Source organism: Haemophilus sp. HMSC066D02, assembly GCF_001810545.1.
Lineage (GTDB): Bacteria > Pseudomonadota > Gammaproteobacteria > Enterobacterales > Pasteurellaceae > Haemophilus_D.
On record NZ_KV801828.1, the window covers coordinates 90,785 to 108,041 of the forward strand.

A 17,257-nucleotide genomic window follows, 5' to 3' on the forward strand; every position below is an offset into this window, starting at 1 on the left:
ATTTTTATTTACCGATGATTTCTGCTAAATCAACTTTGCGGTTTTCGTAACGAGAACGGGTACATGCATCGGCTGTGGCGATGGCGGCACGGGCAGCTTCACCGGTGAGTAATTTTACAAATTCCTCAGTTGGTTCCATACCATGAAGAATATCGTTTAAATAACGCATTTCTTTTTTCATGATAGAACTCAACCAGAGCGGTGTACGTTTGCCTGGTTTACCGTATTGAATCGCACCGTCCATTTCTGTGCTGTTGTAAATACGGGTACGGTCATCATCTTCTTCTTGGGTTTCGTGAATGAGGAAATAGGTGTCTTTTCCATCCACGCGAAGGGTGCCTTTGGTATTGTACATATCAAGTTTGATCGCACCTTTTTCCCCTTGGATTAATACATAATGCTCACCCCAACGGAAAGCGGAACCCCATTCTAGAACAGCAAAACGATTGTCATCGTATTCCATGGTGACAAAAATCATATCGTCTTCATCACCAAATTTTTCGCCTTTGTGTGCAACATTGGCGGCTGCCATGGTAACGGTTTTTGGCATGCCCCCCATAATGAATTGTACGCAGTCTAATTCGTGAATATGGTGGTATAAGTGGCCGCCAGATTTTTCACGGATTTTTTTCCATGAAATGGTTGGTTGTTGTTCTTCCCAGCCGTTACGTGCGGTGTGACAATAAAGCACTTTACCGATCACGCCTTGATTGATTAATTCTTTGGCATGGTGAACACCGTTAAAGAAGTTCATCACATGGCCAGCCATAAAGGTGACGCCATTTTCTTCACAAGCGCGCACCATGTCATCACAGTCTTGATAACTTAAGGCAATTGGTTTTTCACAGAAAACATGTTTTTTGTTTTTCGCTGCAAGAATGACCGGTTCTTTGTGTAAGTAGTTTGGGGTGGCAACAATCACGCAATCCACATCAGGGGAAGTGACTAATTCTTCAAGAGATTTTGCCGCTACGCATTGTAATTCTTGAGCAATGGTTTCACCATTTTCAGGGTCGTATACCATTGTAATCTGTGCATCATCAAATTCATTCATGAAACGGGCTAAATCCGCACCAAAATAGCCAACGCCAACAACACCATATCGCATCATAATAAACTCCTTATTTTTTCACTGAGATTTGTTTTTCTGTTACCATGGATTGCTTCGCTGCTTCTGCAACTTCGATGGCTTCAGTTAAACATAGACTTAATGGGCTGGTTTTTCCTTGCGTTAAGTGCTCTACCACGCTTTGTACTTCGATTTCAGCCGCTCGGCTTAACCAAAGTTGGCAAGGTGCGTGGGTGACATTATATTGCTGAGTGCCTTTTGCACTTTCGCGTAAAGATAAATCAGCCTCAAATTCATCAAATAAATCAACGTGTTCTATTTTTCCATCTAGATAATTAAATGTGACACTTGAGGTAAAGAAATTGACTTCAATCACACCATTTTCACCATGAATTTGAATGCCCCATTGGTGTAACCGATAAGCGGTGCCCATTTCGAGCGAACCTAACACGCCATTTTTAAAACGTAATAGCAACTGCAATACATCACGGCTATCTGGCGTATCGTGATGCGCTTGATTAGCGGCTTGAGCAAAGACCGCCTCAATATCGCCTAATAACCAACAGAGTAAATCCAGTTCATGAATGAGGTGGAAAAGCTCACCGCCTGTAAGATTGGCATCTAATTTCCACCATTCTTTGTTTGGTAGATTTTCAATCCAACGCTGACGCATGGCTCGTGCGACCGTAATTCTGCCTAATTTTCCTTGTTCTAAAGCCGCTTTGACTTTTAACATGCCAGGTAACGTACGTTCCAAATGGCCCACGAAAATGAATTTGCCTTTTTCTTCAGCAAGACGGCGTAAATGTTGCCCTTGAGAAGAGCTTAAGGTAAAAGGTGTTTCAATAAAGACATGACAACCGGCATTTAACGCTAAGATAGCTGGGGAATAATGAGCATAGTTTGGTGTGGCGATAACCACTAAATCCGGTTTAGTTTCTGCCAACATTTCTTCTACACTAAAAAAGGCTTGGCTACCGTATTGGTCGGCGAGTTTTTGTGCAAGAGAAGGATTGATATCGGTCACTGCAATTAAGTTTGCTTGGGCTTTGTCAAATGCAGAAGCCAACTGAACGCCAAAAAAGCCGCAGCCGATTAAGGCGATGTTTAATCCATTAGTTTGCATCATGCCCCCCTTGTTGTAAGCGTTGGCGAATACTTTGGAAATATTGCAAGATCGCACGTTGCATGCGCACCAAATCATGCGCTTCTACGGCATCAATTAATTCACGGTGTTGCATGGCTAATTTTTCAGGAGAAAGTATTGGTGGCGGTAAGCCTTTTTCTACTTGCTGATAAATTTGCCAAAACGCATCTAAATATTGAATCAGTAACGGGTTATTTAATGGTTCATAAAGCTTTAAATGAATGTGGTATTCATCTTTAGGCGAAAACTTTTGTTCTCGTGCATTTTTCTCCATATTTGCTACTGATTTTTGCAAAAGTGCGGTCTGTTCTTGGCTAATTTTTCCTAAAACCATCGGGGCAAAACCGTATTCCAAAATTTCCCGAATATCCAAAATATTAATCAGCTGATTATGATCATTATGCAAATTCAGTTGGGTGTGAAAACTTAATCCGCGAATCATTGGCACAAGAGAAGATTCACTCACAAAGGTACCAACACCATGGCGAATATCTAAAATATGTAGCGCCTCTAAAGATTTAATGGCTTCACGTAAACTGGAGCGGCTCACCCCAAGCTGTTCAATCAGTTCATTTTCTGTTGGCATCAAATCGCCGGATTTAAGATTTTGTTTAATGATGAGCGATTTGATTTTATCCTGCAAAACGAGACTTGCTTCTTTTTTACTTGTTTTTTTCATTTCTGTTCTCATTTTCTAATCTATTTTCTGAATTTGTGATCCAGCTCTCATTCTCTCTAATTGACATAAGACATCATACGTCTTATCTTTATTTATGCAAGCAGAAATTAGCAGTGATTTTAAATTCTGTGATCTATACCACAAAATTCTCAAATACAAGGAAGGGAGGTTGTTATGGCAACATCATTACCATGGTATAAAGAAGTCAGTCCTACGCAAAAGAAAGCGTTATTTGCGGCTTGGTTAGGTTATGTTTTTGATGGCTTCGATTATATGCTTATCACTTACGTGCTTTTGGATATTCAAAAAGAATTCGCCATGAGCACAACGGAAACATCCACATTATTACTTGCAGCCTTCGTGGCGCGTCCATTAGGTGGGGCGATTTTTGGTAGCTTTGCCGATAAATATGGTCGTCGTTTAGCAATGATTGTTTCCATTATTACGTATTCCGTCGGGACATTCTTGTGCGGTTTATCCACCAGTTATATTTGGCTTTTCATCTTCCGTATGATTATCGGTATGGGGATGGCAGGTGAATATGCTTGTTCTTCCTCTTATGCCATTGAAAGCTGGCCACAACATTTACGTACAAAAGCCAGTGCATTCTTAGTGAGTGGCTTCTCCATTGGTAATATTCTTGCTTCTCAAGTGATTCCTTGGGTATCTCAAACTTATGGTTGGCGTATGGCTTTCTTCATCGGTTTAGCACCAGTTGCTTTAGTGCTCTACGTTCGTCGTCATGCACCTGAAAGTGAAGAATGGGCGCAAGCGAAAGCAGCGGGTAAAGTGAATAAAGTTCCACTTACTGACCTATTCACTAAAAAACAATTACCAATTACCTTAATTATTTTCTTAGTTTGTTATTCAATTTTCTCCGTAAACTGGCCGGTAGTGGGCTTACTTCCACTTTACCTCAAAGAAAATGGCTATGCTGAAAATGTGAAATCACTGATGTTCTGGGCAGGCTTTGGTATCCTCATCGGTACCTTAATTGCCGGCTTTATCGGGGATAAATTGGGTGAGAAGAAAACCTTTGTATATAGCTTATTGTTATCGCTTTTTTTCCTCTTCCCAGTATTCTATTTGCCAGAGAATAATGTATTAGCACTTGGTGCGTTGCTCTTCTTCTTACTTGCAACTAACTTAGGTATTGCCGGTTTAGTGCCAAAATATATGGCGACTTTCTTTCCAGCTGAAATGCGAAGCACTGGTATTGGTTTCATCTATAACTTCGCTGCGATCGGTGGTGGGGTGTCTCCTGTGATTGCCGCCGCACTTAGCGAAAGAGTAGGACTTGGTTCAGCCCTTGTGTATGTGACCTTATTCTGGACAATTGTCCTTGTTGCTCTCGTTGGATTAAGATTGCCAGAACGTATTCAAGCTCGTATGCAACAATAAAAAACGAAAGCAAAACAGACCGCACTTTTAGGTGCGGTTTGTTGTTTATACAAAAATAGTTTGAAGCGCATCACAAATTTGTTAAAAATATGTTTCAATTTTCTCTGTTAAATGCTAATTAATAATCTCCCCTATCATTTTATAGGAGATTGTATATGCGAACTCAACAAACCTTTCTCTCTAAATATAAAAGTCTCATTATTCTTGCCTTAGACTTTGTCTTCATGTTGGTTTTAATCAAAATACTGCCGTTTTCTGCTCAAGAGAATCGCGGGCTAGCCTTGCTGATTTTTATTGGTATTTTATGGTTAACGGAAGCCTTTAATATTACCGTGACATCCCTTATGGTGCCTGTCGTGGCCATAGGATTAGGCTTGATTAATACACAAAAAGCGCTCGCACCATTCTCTACCCCAATTATTTATATGTTCTTTGGGGGATTTGTGGTGGCTGCGGTGTTGCAAATTCAGAATCTAGATAAGATTATTGCGAATTACATTATTCGTTTGGCCAAAGGAAACTTAAAACTTTCTATTACCTACCTCTTCACCGTAACTACATTCCTTTCTATGTGGATTAACAACACCGCTGTGGCGGCGATGATGTTACCGCTCACGATGGGGATGTTAAAAGGTATCAATGCAGAGAAAAATCATCGGTTGTACGCCTTCGTATTGTTAGGCATGGCATTTAGCGCCAGTATCGGTGGTATTGGTACATTAGTGGGAAGTGCACCGAATGCCATTTTGGCGTCTCAAATTCAAGTGACCTTCACGGAATGGTTAGGTTACGGTTTCCCGGTGATGGTACTTCTTGTGCCTTCAATGATTTTTTCTTTATGGGTGATTTTACGTCCAGACTTTTCTGTAGATTTTAATCCGTCACTTGAGAAAGTCAGCTTTAATCGAAAAAATATTATTACCTTACTGATCTTTATCGGTATGGCGATTATGTTACTTTTCAGCTCTCTCTTAAACCCATGGATTACGGCTTTCCTTGAATTGCCGAAAAAAATCGAAAACTTTGATACCGTGATTGCGCTATGCGTTGTGATCTTTATTTGTGTTTCAGGTGTTGCGAGTTGGAAAGAAATTCAAGAGCGTGTTGAATGGGGCGTGCTCGTTTTATTCGGTGGTGGTTTAACACTTAGTATCGTGATGAAAGATTCTGGCGCCAGTAAGATTATGGCGGATAGTATCGTTCAGTTTGTGCAAACCAAACCACTTTGGGTACTTTGCTTTGTCATGACGGCATTTATTATTTTCCTAACAGAATTTACATCGAATACCGCTAGTGCAGCGTTGATTATGCCAATTGTGATTTCAGTGGCACAATCCATGAATTTACCGCCTATCGCTTTAGCCGCAATTATCGCTTGTGGTGCAAGTTGTGCATTTATGTTGCCAATCGCTACACCGCCAAATGCTATTGTGTTTGCAACAGGCAATGTGAAACAACTTGATATGGCCAAAGTCGGCTTGATTCTCAATCTATTCTGTATCGCCATCATCGGCAGTATGACTTATTTTGTTTGGTTGTAAATGTGGTTAAAACTGACCGCACTTTATTTGCCTATAAAAGCAAACCGCACGTTAAAGTGCGGTTTGTTGTTTATCTCGAAATAACCTCTTTTGTGAAGGCTTCCATTTCGGCTTTACGCCATGGTGTTGAGAAGAAAATGGTATCTTTCAAACCAGATTCACTATTTAGTGGACGAACACCGAATTCTTGGTTTAATTTCTGTTGTACTCCAGGTGAGGTAATCCAATGCACGAAAACAAGTGATGCGGCTGGGTTCGGTGCATTTTTTGCTACGGTTACAACATTACCACCGCCAGGCATCCCAAATTTTGGTACATAGAATTTTAAACGGTCAGTAATTGCACCTTGTTTTTGCAAGCTGAACAAGTGATCTTGCCATGCGGAGACAATTACTAACTCACCGTCGTTTAAACGAGTTAGACTATCAGCATTCGAAGCCGTACGGATTAGCGCATCTTTTTTACTGCTGAACCAATCCCAGGTTTTCTTCCAATTAGCAATCTGTGCTTCATCGATTTTATCGGTACGATAATCATAATCACCATTGATGTACACTAAAGCTCGTTGAATGAAGGCATTACCAGAGCTGCCGCCATTTGGATCTGAATAGCCGAATTTTTTTGGATTTTTATCAATATAGTTTTCCATATCTGCCCAAGATTGTGGCAATTCCTCTTCTTTGATTCGCATAGGATCATAAGCTAGACCGGTTTGATTACCCCAGTAACCTACAGCCATATCGCCTAATTCAACACCTTGTAAGTGGTGATTTAATTTATCGAAATTTGGTAAGTTATTGAGTTTTACAAGAATGTCATTTTTCGCTACGTTGCCTAAACGGTCAGCATTTAACACAACCACGTCCATTTTGCCGGTTTCTAGATTTTTTTCAGCGATCAGTTTATTGATATTACCGTCCAAGGTGCCTTCAGGTACTTTGACTTTAATACCGTATTGATTTTCAAATTCTTTGACAAAATTACGGAATTGCGGCTGCAAATACCAAACGCTAACTGTCAATTTTCCTTCTTTTTTAGCGAGTTCTTCGATTTCGCTCCAAGATTTACCACTTAAGTCAGTAGAAGCCGAGGCAAAAGTACTGACAGCCAAGGCAGTAGCGGTAAGACCAATGGATAGAAGTTTACGGATATTTTTTTGCATAAGATGCTCCTTGTGAAAATTATGCTTTTCCTGTGGATTGAGAGAGATAATTCCCTTTCAACAATTTTTCGATAATCATCATCAAAATAATGTTTGGTACCAACAAAATAATCGATACAACGGCCGCATTCGGACGAATAAAAGAATAACCGAGGAAAGAATATAAAATGGTTGGCACGGTAATAAAGTCCGGTGAGCCGATAACGAAAGCGATAGCAAATTCTTCAATACTTTTCACTAAACAGAAAATAATTGATGCTAAAAAACTGGGTTTTAACATCGGCATATACACATCTTTGAAAACGGTAAATTTAGATGCACCTAAGTCACGGCTAGCATCAATGAGGTCTTGTGGCACAGAAGAAAAGCCCGCGGATAAAATCCGAATAGCATAAGGTAACGTGAGTACAACATGCCCAATAACAATGCCGATGAATGGATTATTAATATTTAAATCCAATAACATACGGCTAAAGAATAGGGCAATAATCATGCCTGGAATAACCAATGGAATCAGTGTTAATAATTCTGCTAATTTTTTACCTCTAAACTCCATACGTCCAAATGCATAAGCTGTTGGGAGAGAGAGTAAAATAGTGATCAGAGAAACCGTAGGCGCAATGGTATAGCTATTAAACATTGCTTCAGGTAAAGAGGTGGTTTCCCAGACGATTTTCCAACGCTCAAAAGATAATGATTGAGGGAAAATATCTGGATAACTCCACGGTTTAGCGGGATCTACCAATGACCATAAACCAGCCATCAAAAATGGCAAGAACAACCAAATAAAATTAGCAAGAATAAAGAAAGTTAAGGAAATACGTGCGATTAATCGACCATTTTTCGTTGTGATTTGTACGGAACTACTCATTTGACTTCTCCACGTTTGACGGCTAATGGTTTAATCAATAATGACACTAGGATGGAGAAGAAGGCAGAGGTCAACATAATAGTTAATGCCATGACCGCACTTTGATTCCACTCTTCAAATTCATAGGCGGACATTTGCATTAAACGTGCTAAAGAATAGGTACTACGAGGACCTGCAATACTATAAAAGGCGAAATCACCGAGTGCACCGATAAATATTAAAATAAAGGAAACTTGTACCGCACCTAAGGTTAGAGGGAATATCACATAACAAAAACGTTGCCAAGGATTCGAACCTAAATTAGCTGCCGCATCTAATAAATCAGTTTTCAGTGAATTGACCGCGCCACCAATAAGAATTAAAGCAAAGGGAATGTTTTTCCACATTTGTAAAATCACTACCCCCCAACCAAATTCATCATTTTGTAAGGTTTTCGGTTCGTCCCAAATGCCTAAATAAACAAATACCTCATTAAGAATGCCGTGGTAAGAGATCATATTGACGAACAAGAAGGCTGCAACTAATCCTGGTACCAACATAGGCGCCCGCAAGATGGTTATAATTGTTACCTTGGCTGGTAATTTTTTACGTAACCACATGGCAATGGGATAAGCCACGATGATGGATAAAATCGCCCCTAATAAAGACACTTTTACGGAATAAATATACGAATTTTGGAATACTGGGCTATTTAATACGGCTTGCCAATACTCTAAACTAAATTGACTTTCTTCCCCGCCCATACTGTATAAACCAAGGCTTTGAGAGACGACAATGTAGAACGTGGACCCCATTAAAAATAGGATCGTACCTAAACCGCTACATAGCAATAACCATGCTTTTACATCATTTTTGAGACTTTTCATTTTACGGACTCCAAGAATTTAATCGCATAGCGGGGAACCGTAAAGGTGAGTTTATCGCTCAAATTCGGACATTTTGTTAGTTGCAGGCGTAATTTTTTCTCTTCATCATTACGTTTAATGACTCCTTGCACTTCCGTGATATTGCCCATGAAAGCGGTGTTGATGATATCTACTGTAATTTGGTTTTCCGCTTCCGTTTGTGCATTTGGTAACAATTCAATGTCTTCGGGTCGAAAGCAAATATAAATTCGTTCTGATTCCGGTTTTTTCTCAGAAAATACGGTGAAATTGCCAAAAATAGAACTAACAGCATAAAGGTTATCACCGATATTTTTCACATTGGCTTCTGTAATATTGGCAATGCCAATAAAATCTGCCACAAAGCGGTTTTTAGGATGATGATAAATATCTTGAGGAGAGCCAATTTGCTCAATAGCACCTTTATTTAACACAATAATTTTATCTGACATAGTTAGGGCTTCAGCCTGATCATGAGTCACATAAATACTAGTCAAATTGTATTGTTTTGAGAGTTGCTTAATTTCAAAACGTACACTTTCGCGTAATTTGGCATCTAAGTTGGAAAGCGGTTCATCAAATAAAATTACATCTGGACGAGTGACCATGGCTCTGGCTAATGCGACACGTTGCTGTTGACCACCAGAAAGCTCATTGGGTAATTTCAATTTATGAAATTCTAAATCCATTTGTTTCAATGCAAGATTTAAACGCTGTTTTTGTTCTTCAATATCAATTTTACGTTGCTTTAAACCATAGCAAATATTGTGAGAAACGTTGAGGTGAGGGAAAAGGGCATAGGATTGGAAACACATGGCTGTATTGCGTTTTTCTGGAGGAACATTGTTAACATTTTTTCCTCCGATAAGGATTTCACCTTCATCTGCCACGTGAAATCCAGCGATTAATTTTAATAAGGAGGTTTTACCACAGCCGCTTGGTCCTAATAAGGTGACAAACTCGCCTTCTTCAGCGGTAAAAGTAATATTATTTGCTGCGTAAAAGTCACCAAATTTTTTTGTAATATTTTTTATTTCTAACTTTGCCATTTTTACATCCTCTATTTGGCTATACAACTATAGAGGTAACCATAAAAACACTTAGTTATTTTTTCAATAAAATAAAAATATTTTTCATGAATTTGTGATGAAGATCACGCATTTAGCTAAAAATATGGTTTTATTACATTTTAATAATGCGGAGGAGGCGTTTCTTCTGCTTGGCTAGCAATGTTAGAAGGTTGCATATCTTTTAATTTGCCAGCGAGATAGCGGAGTTGAAGTTGAATTTTATCCATATCAAACTGTTGTTGAACTAATGCTTGGTTGAGTTCGTCTAAAAGTTGTTCTTGAAACGCAATTTTCATTTCAAGTTCAGAGATGCGATCTTCTAAAATTTGTTGATTTTGCATAAAATTTCTCTAATTTTTAAAAAAATGTTGTGAATTTGGTCAATACGATTTAACCTATTCGCTATTCCGTTTCTATTATAAAGGATCAAGCAAAATGTTGAAAATTCAAAAGCTTTCTCTTGCTGCACTTATGGTAAGTGCGGTCGTTTCAGGTTCTGTTTTTGCAGAAGATAAAGCAGCGCCAAGCGCAAGTGATGCGTCTTATGCTGTGGGTGCATTAATGGGTAACCAAGTAAAAGATTTAGTGGATGCTCAAAAAGAAGTGATTCAATACGACAATGCACGTATTTTAGATGGCTTAAAAGATGCATTAGAAGGTAAAGTTGATGTTCGTAAAGACGAAAAAATTCAAAAAACTTTAGATGGCATTCAAGAGCAATTAGTGTCTGCAGCGAAAGCAAAAGTAGAACAACAAGCGAAAGCCGCAAAAGAAGAAGGCGATAAATACCGCGCTGAATTTGCGAAAAAAGACGGCGTGAAAAGCACTAAAGATGGCTTACTTTACAAAATTACTGAAGCAGGTAAAGGTGATGCGATTAAAGCAACAGATACTGTGAAAGTACATTACACCGGTAAATTACCAGATGGTAAAGTATTTGATAGCTCTGTTGAACGTGGTCAACCGGTTGAGTTTAAATTAAACCAAGTGATTAAAGGTTGGACTGAAGGTCTTCAATTAGTGAAGAAAGGCGGTAAAATCGAATTAGTGATTCCACCTGAATTAGCTTATGGCAAACAAGGTGCAGGCGATTCAATTCCACCTGATGCAACTCTTTACTTCGAAGTTGAAGTATTAGACGTTAATCCTAAAAAATAATCCTTAATTCAACCGCACTTTGTCCAAAGTGCGGTCATTTTCCCTACCAGATTTGAAAAATGATACTAACCGATAGACAACCTTTCACCGATGAAGATCGTGCCATTCTGATTTCCTATAAAGCAGTAGTTGATGGCGTGAGCGCGTTGATCGGCAAGCATTGTGAAATCGTTTTACACTCTTTGGAAGACATTGAGCATTCCGCCATTTGTATCGCCAATGGGCATAATACCAATCGCCAAGTGGGTTCTCCGATTACGGATTTAGCCTTGAAATCTTTGCGTAATATGCAAAGTGAAAGTGTGTCTAAGCCTTATTTCACGCGTGCGAAAGGCAATGTGTTGATGAAGTCCGTGACCATCGCTATTCGAAATGGCAAACAACGCATTATTGGTTTACTTTGTATCAATATTAATTTGGATGTGCCGGTCTCTCAATTTATGCAGGCCTTTATGCCAACGCAGGAACAAAATGAAACCTCTTCCGTCAATTTTGCAAGTTCAGTGGAAGAATTGGTGGCACAAACGGTAGAAAAAACCATTGAAGAAGTGAATGCAGATCGCTCGGTTTCGAATAATAATAAGAACCGTCAGATTGTGATTTCACTTTACGAAAAAGGCATTTTTGATATTAAGGATGCGATCAATTTAGTGGCTGATCGCCTCGCGATTTCTCGCCACACCGTGTATTTGTATATTCGTCAAATCAAACAAGAGCAAGAGTAATGAACTATGTTCTCGCCGTGAAAAGTCCCGTTTATGGAAAACAAGGGGCTTTTCTTGCCTATCAATTTGCCCAAGCTTTACTTGAAAAAGGGCATGTCATTAACCAAATTTTCTTTTTCCAAGACGGTGTGAGTAATGGCAATGGCTTGGTTTATCCTGCCAATGATGAATGTAATCTCACGCAAGCTTGGCAAGCCTTTTCAGCGCAGCATCATATTCCTTTGCATTTATGTGTAGCCGCTTCACAACGTCGTGGCGTAGTGGATGCACTTACGGCAAAAGAGACAGATAAAACGAATCTGGCAGAAGGTTTTGAGATTACAGGCTTAGGCGAGTTTATGGCGATGGCATTAAAAGCAGATCGGGTGGTGACATTATGAAGCTAGCATTCTTATTTCGTACCGCACCGCATGGAAACGCGATTTCTCGTGAAGGTTTAGATGCTTTGCTTGCTGCAACAGCATTTTGTGATGAAGAGGAAATCGGTGTCTTTTTTATCGATGATGGCGTATTAAATCTACTCGATGGACAAAATCCTGAGTTATTGTTACAAAAAGACTTTATTCGTACCTTTAAATTATTGGATTTATACGATATTGAACAGCGCTTTGTCTGCGCCGATTCGCTCGACCAATACAATTTGCAAACAGAACAACTCATTATTTCTGCTGAAAAAATTGACCGCACTTCGCTGATCAATAAACTCAGCCAAGCAGAAAAAGTGTTTACGTTTTAAGGAATATTATGCTTTATACCTTTTCTCAAGCTCATTATTCTGAGACAGAACTTCAACGTTATTTGACAGAAATCACGGAAAATGATGCGGTGGTTTTATGGCAAGATGGCGTGTTGTTAGCGGTGAAGTATGGAGAAATGCTTACCCAATGCAAAGGGCAATGTTTTATGTTGAAACAGGATGTTTTAGCCCGAAATTTAACCGCACTTTTGTCAAACAATCAAGTGCGGTCAATTTCATTAGCAGATTTGGTGGATTTAACTGCTCAATATTCGCCTCAAATCGCCTTATAGCGGGCGTTCTTTCGGTAACAAGAGCGGTAATACCATAACAGAATAAAGTGCCAAACCTGCGGCCATTAAGCAGGTAATTTCTAATCCTCCTGCGCGTAACCATTCGCCAAATCCCATATCATTCACTAGCGTTGCATAAAAGATCCCCGCTACGACGGTATAACAAAATCCAATTAGTACCGAAATTAATGCGATAGCTTTTACGTGATAACTCGCATAACGGTGAAATGCTGCCCAAAGTGTAATGAGAAAAGTCGGTACCGCAGCCACGATAAAGACGGTAATCGCTGAAGATTGAAATCCATCGGCATCATTGTTTGCGAACATTAGGCCAATAGTGCCAATAATTTGAATAATCAACGGTAAAAGAATAAATGCTTTAAGATATTTTTTCATGAGGTATCCAATTAATAGAAAAACGGATGCATTGTATCAATCAAATGAAAGACAACCAATCTTTTCTCTATTCGGTTTTTATTACATCCACTAATGTGGGCTGAACGATTGAGGCATAATCTTGTGTATTGAGAATAATAGAGCGTTCTAATGTACCTGCATTAAATGCCAATTCATCATAACGAGAAAGTAAGCTAGGATCAGCAATTAATAACAAATCAGGATGAAAGCTAAAAGGCGGAATTGCACCAAATACACAGTCAGTCAGGGTATCCACTTCTGCAGGGCTGGCAAGTGATGCCTTAGTTCCACCCAAATAGGTCGCCACTTTGCTTAAATCAGATTGTTGATCGGCAGGTAATATGACTAATATTGCTTGTTTTACGCCATTCCCTTTTACTTTGCATACTAACGCTTTTGCCCCTTGCCCTAATTCTGTACCACGGATTTTAGCCACTTCTTCTGATTTTCCTGCTGTGGGGTGTTCAACCACGCGATAGCGTGCTTGGTGTTCATCTAAAAGTGCGGTCAATTTTTCAAATGTTTTGACAGACATTAGTGATTCCTTCAATAGCGATGTTTTTAATCAGTTTAACAAGGATTGATTCATGTGAAAATCAAAGAAAAGAATTAATCTTTTGAGTCATATTTATTATGAGATAGACAAATACCTTTACGCCCCGTACTATGTTTCTTTTTCTTTGGTATCGTTTATGACTCGAATTAATCTTGTTCCGCCAGCGGAGCTTTGTGATCAGCATCTTTTGGCAGAACATCGTGAATTAACTCGTATTCCCAACGCCGTGGCGAAAGGTAAGTATCACTTAAAAGGACAGCCAGCAGAATATAAGTTGGGGGAAGGGCATGTGCGTTTTTTCTTTAATAAATTGGCATTTTTAAAGAAACGGTATGATGCATTACATGCGGAATGTAAAGCCCGAGGCTTTAACGTGCAGTATATTTGGAATGAAACGCTACCCGATGACCCAAGTTTATGGTTAGACTATGAAGCCACAGAGGCGGCGTTACAGATTAATCGGGAACGTATTCAGGAAAGAATGCCATTAAAGGCGAGATTTACACCGCATCTTCCAAAGAGCGGTCAAAAATAAAGGAGTTTTCACTTATGAAAGGCAGTGAGAATATAAAAAAGGTGAGCATCGCTCACCTTATGAATTGTTTAATCTTTCAATTTAATAAAAAATGTACCACTAGGTATGATAGGCAAATAGTTTTTATGGAAATCCATAAAGGTTTTTTGTGGGTCTATGTCTTCAAAAAGTTTTGGGTAAAGTGCTTTTGCCATAAATTGAGCGGCTGCTAGATCACTTAGTGAGCGAGAAGCCGTATGATAAATACCGTAAACACGGTGGTTTTTAACTGCAGGTAAATCTTGCCACCCTGCACGGGTTAAGAAACCTTTTAGGCGTTTTTGTGCATCCTGTTCATTGATGTTTATTCCCATCGCCATCATTTCATCGTTAGTTTCATGCCCCATTTCTGTGCCAGAAATCATAATCACTTCAGGTTGTGCGGCAAGAAGTTGTTCTGGATTAATTGGTCCCCAATTTTCGACAAAAGGCGCGCTTACGTTATCCCCGCCAACAGTTTCAGCAATAGCACCCCACATATTTTTACCAAAGGTAAAGCTATATTCACTAGGACCTTTATTGCCAAATTCTACATAGATTTTAGGTTTAGGTAGGTTAGCCTCTTTTACACGTTTTTGAATATCAGTAATGCCTTGAGCATATTCATCTGCAATTTTATTTGCTCGTTCTTCGGTACCTGCAAGTTGCCCAAAAATCTTTGCGCTTTTGGTGTGTCGTTCTACACTTTGAGCATTAAAATCGACAACAATAATTGGAACGCCAGCTTGTTCTAACTTTGGTAGTTCGGAACCAATAGTTTGATATTGCCATTCTGCAAGAATCAATACATCAGGTTTTAATGCCAAGGTTTTTTCGGTTGAGAAAGTTCCTGTATTTACATTACCAATATCAGCAATATTTTTGAGTTCAGGCATTTTTTCAGAAAACAATGCCCAACTTCCTGGATTAAATTTTTCCCAAAATTCACGTGAGATACCTTTAACATATTTAAAATTTTCAACACCCGTAACAGCAATGTAATCAGGATAGTAAAAGCCTAACACGGCATTTTTTACGGGCACATCAACGTTAACTTCTCGTCCTAATACATCTTTGATTGTTTTTATTTCTGCTTGAGTAGTGATACCAAAAGTCAGTAATAGAACGGCCAAAATTAAACGAATTGTTGATTTTTTTTGCATATAAACTCCTATCTGAATAAAACATAAGAATATTGCCATAAATAAGAATTATTATTAAATTTAGATGTTATAAAGTGATAATACAAGAAATGCTGTTGAAGGGTTAAAATAGGCATATATCTAGAAAAAACATATTTCGCATTTAAAATTGGAAGTGCGGTCAATACTTAGTAAGTTTTCACTTCTCCTTGAGTTGGACTAAAGGAGAAGTGAATGTGGGAGAATTATTTATATTCAACCACGATATCGCTTTCGCTGACGGTATCACCATAAACTGGCAATAAGGTTTTTTCGTAAGCTTGTTTTAAACGCCCATCTTTGCCTAGAGTTTGGATTTCGTTATTTAACCAATTTAACAATTCAGGTGCATCTTTGCGAACAGCTGGTGCAATAACATCTTGATCACCAAAGTTTTTTACGCCCACGGTATAACCTGGATTTTGTTTTGCCCAAGCGAATAAGAAGGTATTGTCATTAGATAATGCATCACCACGACCATCACGTAAGGCTTCAAAGGTTTCTGTATTTTGTTCGAATTTCAATAACTTCACATCTGGATAGTTTTTGGTGAAGAAAATATCAGCAGTAGTACCCTTATCTACGATTAAAGTTTTGCCTTTTAATTGTTCAAGGTCAGTAATCACAGAACCATCTTTTGAAACGACACCGAGTGCCACTTTCATATATGGATTAGCAAAATCTACCACTTCTTTACGTGCTGGAGTTACAGTGAAGTTGGCAAGAATGATATCAACTTTCTTAGAAAGTAAGTATTCTGCACGGTTTGCGGCATCTACTAAAACAAATTCCACTTTGTTTTCGTCACCTAATAAATCTTTACCGATCGCTTTACCAATTTCAACATCAAAGCCTTGGCTTTTGCCTTGTGCATCAACATAACCAAATGGTGGTTTATCGCTAAATACACCAATGCGTACTTTGCCATCTTTTTGTATTTGCTCAAGGCTTGAAACTGTTTTTGCCCCGTCTTTAGCTGGTTCTTTGTCATTACATGCGGTTAAGCCAAATGCTAAGGTGGCAGTAGCTAAAAGTGTGGTCAATGTTTTAAATGTTTTCTTCATAGTTTGTCCCTCTCGGTTCATAATTTAAGATATTTAAGAATGTTTTCGCACGATCCGTGGCTGGATTCGTGAAGAAATCTTCCGGTTTTGCCTGTTCAATGATTTGTCCTTTATCCATAAACACAATGCGGTTGGCTACTTGACGGGCGAAGTTCATTTCATGGGTAACGATGAGCATCGTCATGCCATCTTTGGCAAGACCTAAAATCACATCAAGTACTTCGCGTACCATTTCAGGGTCAAGAGCAGCAGTGACTTCATCGAACAGAATAATTTCAGGGTTCATGCAAAGTGAACGAACAATGGCAATTCGCTGTTTTTGTCCACCTGATAATTCACGCGGATAGGCATTTTTTCGGTCATATAGACCTACACGTTTAAGTAAATCATCGGCTTGTTTTTCAGCTTCTGCGCGATCGCGTTTTTGTACTTTTAAAGGGCCGAGCAAAATATTGTCAATCACTGATAAATGAGCGAATAGTTCATAACTTTGGAATACCATCCCAATGCGTTGACGCGCTTTAACCCAAGGAATGTCTTTGCCTAATTCGCCTGCATTTTGCAGCAAAATCTGACCGCTCTTTATTTCCTCTAGCCCATTTAGGCAGCGTAAAAAAGTACTTTTACCACAACCCGATGGACCTAAAATAACGACGACTTCGCCTTTCTCTATAGAAAGATTGATACCTTTTAGTGCTTCTACATCACCGTAATTTTTGACGAGGTTTCTAATTTCTAATAACGCCATGT

General features: G+C 39.0%; 21 protein-coding genes. 8 read left to right on the plus strand and 13 right to left on the minus strand.

From position 1 onward, the window contains the following. Positions 1–4: 4 nt before the first annotated feature. From HMPREF2750_RS09490 to HMPREF2750_RS09500, 3 genes are read right to left on the minus strand one after another with little or no spacing between them, the layout of a single operon-like run. Complete coding sequence (locus HMPREF2750_RS09490) at positions 5–1,111, minus strand: Gfo/Idh/MocA family protein (protein ID WP_070583701.1); 1,107 nt, start codon at positions 1,109–1,111, stop codon at positions 5–7. A 10-nt stretch (positions 1,112–1,121) separates the two neighbouring features. Beyond that, positions 1,122–2,195 (minus strand): Gfo/Idh/MocA family protein, encoded by a 1,074-nt coding sequence (locus HMPREF2750_RS09495; protein ID WP_032822500.1) that lies wholly within the window; start codon positions 2,193–2,195, stop codon positions 1,122–1,124. Beyond that, the gene (locus HMPREF2750_RS09500; protein ID WP_049373731.1) at positions 2,185–2,895 is read right to left on the minus strand and encodes a FadR/GntR family transcriptional regulator; all 711 of its coding nucleotides are present in this window, start codon (positions 2,893–2,895) and stop codon (positions 2,185–2,187) included. The genes HMPREF2750_RS09495 and HMPREF2750_RS09500 overlap by 11 nt, the downstream gene beginning before the upstream one ends. Positions 2,896–3,069: 174 nt before the next feature. Here HMPREF2750_RS09500 and HMPREF2750_RS09505 point away from each other — a divergent pair, with 174 nt between their 5' ends. Together HMPREF2750_RS09505 and HMPREF2750_RS09510 are read left to right on the plus strand one after the other, a co-directional pair. After that, a complete protein-coding gene (locus HMPREF2750_RS09505) occupies positions 3,070–4,296 on the plus strand; it encodes an MFS transporter (RefSeq protein WP_049365141.1) in 1,227 nt (408 codons plus the stop codon). Positions 4,297–4,451: 155 nt separating this feature from the next. After that, positions 4,452–5,837: an SLC13 family permease gene (locus HMPREF2750_RS09510; RefSeq protein WP_070583703.1), complete on the plus strand. Its 1,386-nt coding sequence runs from the start codon at positions 4,452–4,454 to the stop codon at positions 5,835–5,837. A 70-nt stretch (positions 5,838–5,907) separates the two neighbouring features. On the opposite strand, the gene HMPREF2750_RS09515 is transcribed toward HMPREF2750_RS09510, so the two are convergent. The 5 genes from HMPREF2750_RS09515 to HMPREF2750_RS09535 form a co-directional block, all read right to left on the minus strand. Continuing rightward, positions 5,908–6,999: an extracellular solute-binding protein gene (locus HMPREF2750_RS09515; protein ID WP_070583706.1), complete on the minus strand. Its 1,092-nt coding sequence runs from the start codon at positions 6,997–6,999 to the stop codon at positions 5,908–5,910. A gap of 19 nt (positions 7,000–7,018) precedes the next feature. Then, the gene (locus HMPREF2750_RS09520) at positions 7,019–7,870 is read right to left on the minus strand and encodes an ABC transporter permease (RefSeq protein ID WP_049369977.1); all 852 of its coding nucleotides are present in this window, start codon (positions 7,868–7,870) and stop codon (positions 7,019–7,021) included. Beyond that, positions 7,867–8,736 (minus strand): ABC transporter permease, encoded by an 870-nt coding sequence (locus HMPREF2750_RS09525; RefSeq protein ID WP_070583708.1) that lies wholly within the window; start codon positions 8,734–8,736, stop codon positions 7,867–7,869. The genes HMPREF2750_RS09520 and HMPREF2750_RS09525 overlap by 4 nt, the downstream gene beginning before the upstream one ends. Beyond that, positions 8,733–9,803 carry an ABC transporter ATP-binding protein gene (locus HMPREF2750_RS09530; RefSeq protein ID WP_070583710.1) on the minus strand — a complete coding sequence of 357 codons (1,071 nt, stop codon included), beginning with the start codon at positions 9,801–9,803 and terminating at the stop codon, positions 8,733–8,735. Before HMPREF2750_RS09530 ends, HMPREF2750_RS09525 begins: the two co-directional genes overlap by 4 nt. 140 nt (positions 9,804–9,943) lie before the next feature. After that, the gene (locus tag HMPREF2750_RS09535) at positions 9,944–10,165 is read right to left on the minus strand and encodes a SlyX family protein (protein ID WP_070583711.1); all 222 of its coding nucleotides are present in this window, start codon (positions 10,163–10,165) and stop codon (positions 9,944–9,946) included. Positions 10,166–10,259: 94 nt separating this feature from the next. Between HMPREF2750_RS09535 and fkpA the strand changes: the two genes are divergently transcribed. Genes fkpA through tusB form a run of 5 tightly spaced genes read left to right on the plus strand, consistent with a single transcriptional unit; the run spans position 10,260 to position 12,736 of the window. Then, complete coding sequence (gene fkpA / locus HMPREF2750_RS09540) at positions 10,260–10,982, plus strand: FKBP-type peptidyl-prolyl cis-trans isomerase (RefSeq protein ID WP_070583713.1); 723 nt, start codon at positions 10,260–10,262, stop codon at positions 10,980–10,982. Positions 10,983–11,041: 59 nt separating this feature from the next. Next, positions 11,042–11,707 (plus strand): helix-turn-helix transcriptional regulator, encoded by a 666-nt coding sequence (locus tag HMPREF2750_RS09545; protein ID WP_083304559.1) that lies wholly within the window; start codon positions 11,042–11,044, stop codon positions 11,705–11,707. After that, the gene (gene tusD, locus HMPREF2750_RS09550; protein WP_070583715.1) at positions 11,707–12,087 is read left to right on the plus strand and encodes a sulfurtransferase complex subunit TusD; all 381 of its coding nucleotides are present in this window, start codon (positions 11,707–11,709) and stop codon (positions 12,085–12,087) included. The genes HMPREF2750_RS09545 and tusD overlap by 1 nt, the downstream gene beginning before the upstream one ends. Continuing rightward, complete coding sequence (gene tusC / locus HMPREF2750_RS09555; protein ID WP_070583717.1) at positions 12,084–12,443, plus strand: sulfurtransferase complex subunit TusC; 360 nt, start codon at positions 12,084–12,086, stop codon at positions 12,441–12,443. The genes tusD and tusC overlap by 4 nt, the downstream gene beginning before the upstream one ends. 8 nt (positions 12,444–12,451) lie before the next feature. Further along, the gene (tusB, locus tag HMPREF2750_RS09560) at positions 12,452–12,736 is read left to right on the plus strand and encodes a sulfurtransferase complex subunit TusB (RefSeq protein ID WP_070583719.1); all 285 of its coding nucleotides are present in this window, start codon (positions 12,452–12,454) and stop codon (positions 12,734–12,736) included. On the opposite strand, the gene HMPREF2750_RS09565 is transcribed toward tusB, so the two are convergent. Next, positions 12,731–13,132, minus strand: a complete 402-nt coding sequence (locus tag HMPREF2750_RS09565; RefSeq protein WP_005699125.1) for a hypothetical protein — start codon at positions 13,130–13,132, stop codon at positions 12,731–12,733. The two genes, tusB and HMPREF2750_RS09565, sit on opposite strands and share 6 nt — an antisense overlap. A gap of 67 nt (positions 13,133–13,199) precedes the next feature. Further along, entirely contained in the window at positions 13,200–13,688 is a 489-nt protein-coding gene (locus HMPREF2750_RS09570) for a YbaK/prolyl-tRNA synthetase associated domain-containing protein (RefSeq protein ID WP_070583721.1), read from the minus strand. A gap of 157 nt (positions 13,689–13,845) precedes the next feature. On the opposite strand from HMPREF2750_RS09570, the gene HMPREF2750_RS09575 reads away from it, so the two are divergent. Continuing rightward, entirely contained in the window at positions 13,846–14,244 is a 399-nt protein-coding gene (locus HMPREF2750_RS09575) for a pyrimidine dimer DNA glycosylase/endonuclease V (protein ID WP_070583723.1), read from the plus strand. 68 nt (positions 14,245–14,312) lie between these two features. Here HMPREF2750_RS09575 and HMPREF2750_RS09580 read toward each other — a convergent pair whose 3' ends face one another. From HMPREF2750_RS09580 to HMPREF2750_RS09590, 3 genes are all read right to left on the minus strand, one after another. Then, a complete protein-coding gene (locus HMPREF2750_RS09580) occupies positions 14,313–15,425 on the minus strand; it encodes an ABC transporter substrate-binding protein (RefSeq protein ID WP_070583724.1) in 1,113 nt (370 codons plus the stop codon). A gap of 224 nt (positions 15,426–15,649) precedes the next feature. Further along, entirely contained in the window at positions 15,650–16,507 is an 858-nt protein-coding gene (locus HMPREF2750_RS09585) for a cysteine ABC transporter substrate-binding protein (protein ID WP_070583726.1), read from the minus strand. Further along, positions 16,491–17,255 carry an amino acid ABC transporter ATP-binding protein gene (locus tag HMPREF2750_RS09590; protein ID WP_070583728.1) on the minus strand — a complete coding sequence of 255 codons (765 nt, stop codon included), beginning with the start codon at positions 17,253–17,255 and terminating at the stop codon, positions 16,491–16,493. Before HMPREF2750_RS09590 ends, HMPREF2750_RS09585 begins: the two co-directional genes overlap by 17 nt. Positions 17,256–17,257: the final 2 nt, after the last annotated feature.

What these genes read in the sequence shown, in the direction of transcription:
- HMPREF2750_RS09535 (WP_070583711.1), bottom strand. Translation starts at nt 10,165, where the DNA reads ATGCAAAATCAACAAATTTTAGAAGATCGCATCTCTGAACTTGAAATG.
- HMPREF2750_RS09575 (WP_070583723.1), top strand. Translation starts at nt 13,846, where the DNA reads ATGACTCGAATTAATCTTGTTCCGCCAGCGGAGCTTTGTGATCAGCAT.
- fkpA (WP_070583713.1), top strand. Translation starts at nt 10,260, where the DNA reads ATGTTGAAAATTCAAAAGCTTTCTCTTGCTGCACTTATGGTAAGTGCG.
- HMPREF2750_RS09585 (WP_070583726.1), bottom strand. Translation starts at nt 16,507, where the DNA reads ATGAAGAAAACATTTAAAACATTGACCACACTTTTAGCTACTGCCACC.
- HMPREF2750_RS09510 (WP_070583703.1), top strand. Translation starts at nt 4,452, where the DNA reads ATGCGAACTCAACAAACCTTTCTCTCTAAATATAAAAGTCTCATTATT.
- HMPREF2750_RS09570 (WP_070583721.1), bottom strand. Translation starts at nt 13,688, where the DNA reads ATGTCTGTCAAAACATTTGAAAAATTGACCGCACTTTTAGATGAACAC.
- tusB (WP_070583719.1), top strand. Translation starts at nt 12,452, where the DNA reads ATGCTTTATACCTTTTCTCAAGCTCATTATTCTGAGACAGAACTTCAA.
- HMPREF2750_RS09515 (WP_070583706.1), bottom strand. Translation starts at nt 6,999, where the DNA reads ATGCAAAAAAATATCCGTAAACTTCTATCCATTGGTCTTACCGCTACT.
- HMPREF2750_RS09505 (WP_049365141.1), top strand. Translation starts at nt 3,070, where the DNA reads ATGGCAACATCATTACCATGGTATAAAGAAGTCAGTCCTACGCAAAAG.
- HMPREF2750_RS09500 (WP_049373731.1), bottom strand. Translation starts at nt 2,895, where the DNA reads ATGAAAAAAACAAGTAAAAAAGAAGCAAGTCTCGTTTTGCAGGATAAA.
- HMPREF2750_RS09490 (WP_070583701.1), bottom strand. Translation starts at nt 1,111, where the DNA reads ATGATGCGATATGGTGTTGTTGGCGTTGGCTATTTTGGTGCGGATTTA.
- HMPREF2750_RS09590 (WP_070583728.1), bottom strand. Translation starts at nt 17,255, where the DNA reads ATGGCGTTATTAGAAATTAGAAACCTCGTCAAAAATTACGGTGATGTA.
- HMPREF2750_RS09525 (WP_070583708.1), bottom strand. Translation starts at nt 8,736, where the DNA reads ATGAAAAGTCTCAAAAATGATGTAAAAGCATGGTTATTGCTATGTAGC.
- HMPREF2750_RS09520 (WP_049369977.1), bottom strand. Translation starts at nt 7,870, where the DNA reads ATGAGTAGTTCCGTACAAATCACAACGAAAAATGGTCGATTAATCGCA.
- tusC (WP_070583717.1), top strand. Translation starts at nt 12,084, where the DNA reads ATGAAGCTAGCATTCTTATTTCGTACCGCACCGCATGGAAACGCGATT.
- HMPREF2750_RS09530 (WP_070583710.1), bottom strand. Translation starts at nt 9,803, where the DNA reads ATGGCAAAGTTAGAAATAAAAAATATTACAAAAAAATTTGGTGACTTT.
- HMPREF2750_RS09495 (WP_032822500.1), bottom strand. Translation starts at nt 2,195, where the DNA reads ATGCAAACTAATGGATTAAACATCGCCTTAATCGGCTGCGGCTTTTTT.
- HMPREF2750_RS09580 (WP_070583724.1), bottom strand. Translation starts at nt 15,425, where the DNA reads ATGCAAAAAAAATCAACAATTCGTTTAATTTTGGCCGTTCTATTACTG.
- HMPREF2750_RS09565 (WP_005699125.1), bottom strand. Translation starts at nt 13,132, where the DNA reads ATGAAAAAATATCTTAAAGCATTTATTCTTTTACCGTTGATTATTCAA.
- tusD (WP_070583715.1), top strand. Translation starts at nt 11,707, where the DNA reads ATGAACTATGTTCTCGCCGTGAAAAGTCCCGTTTATGGAAAACAAGGG.
- HMPREF2750_RS09545 (WP_083304559.1), top strand. Translation starts at nt 11,042, where the DNA reads ATGATACTAACCGATAGACAACCTTTCACCGATGAAGATCGTGCCATT.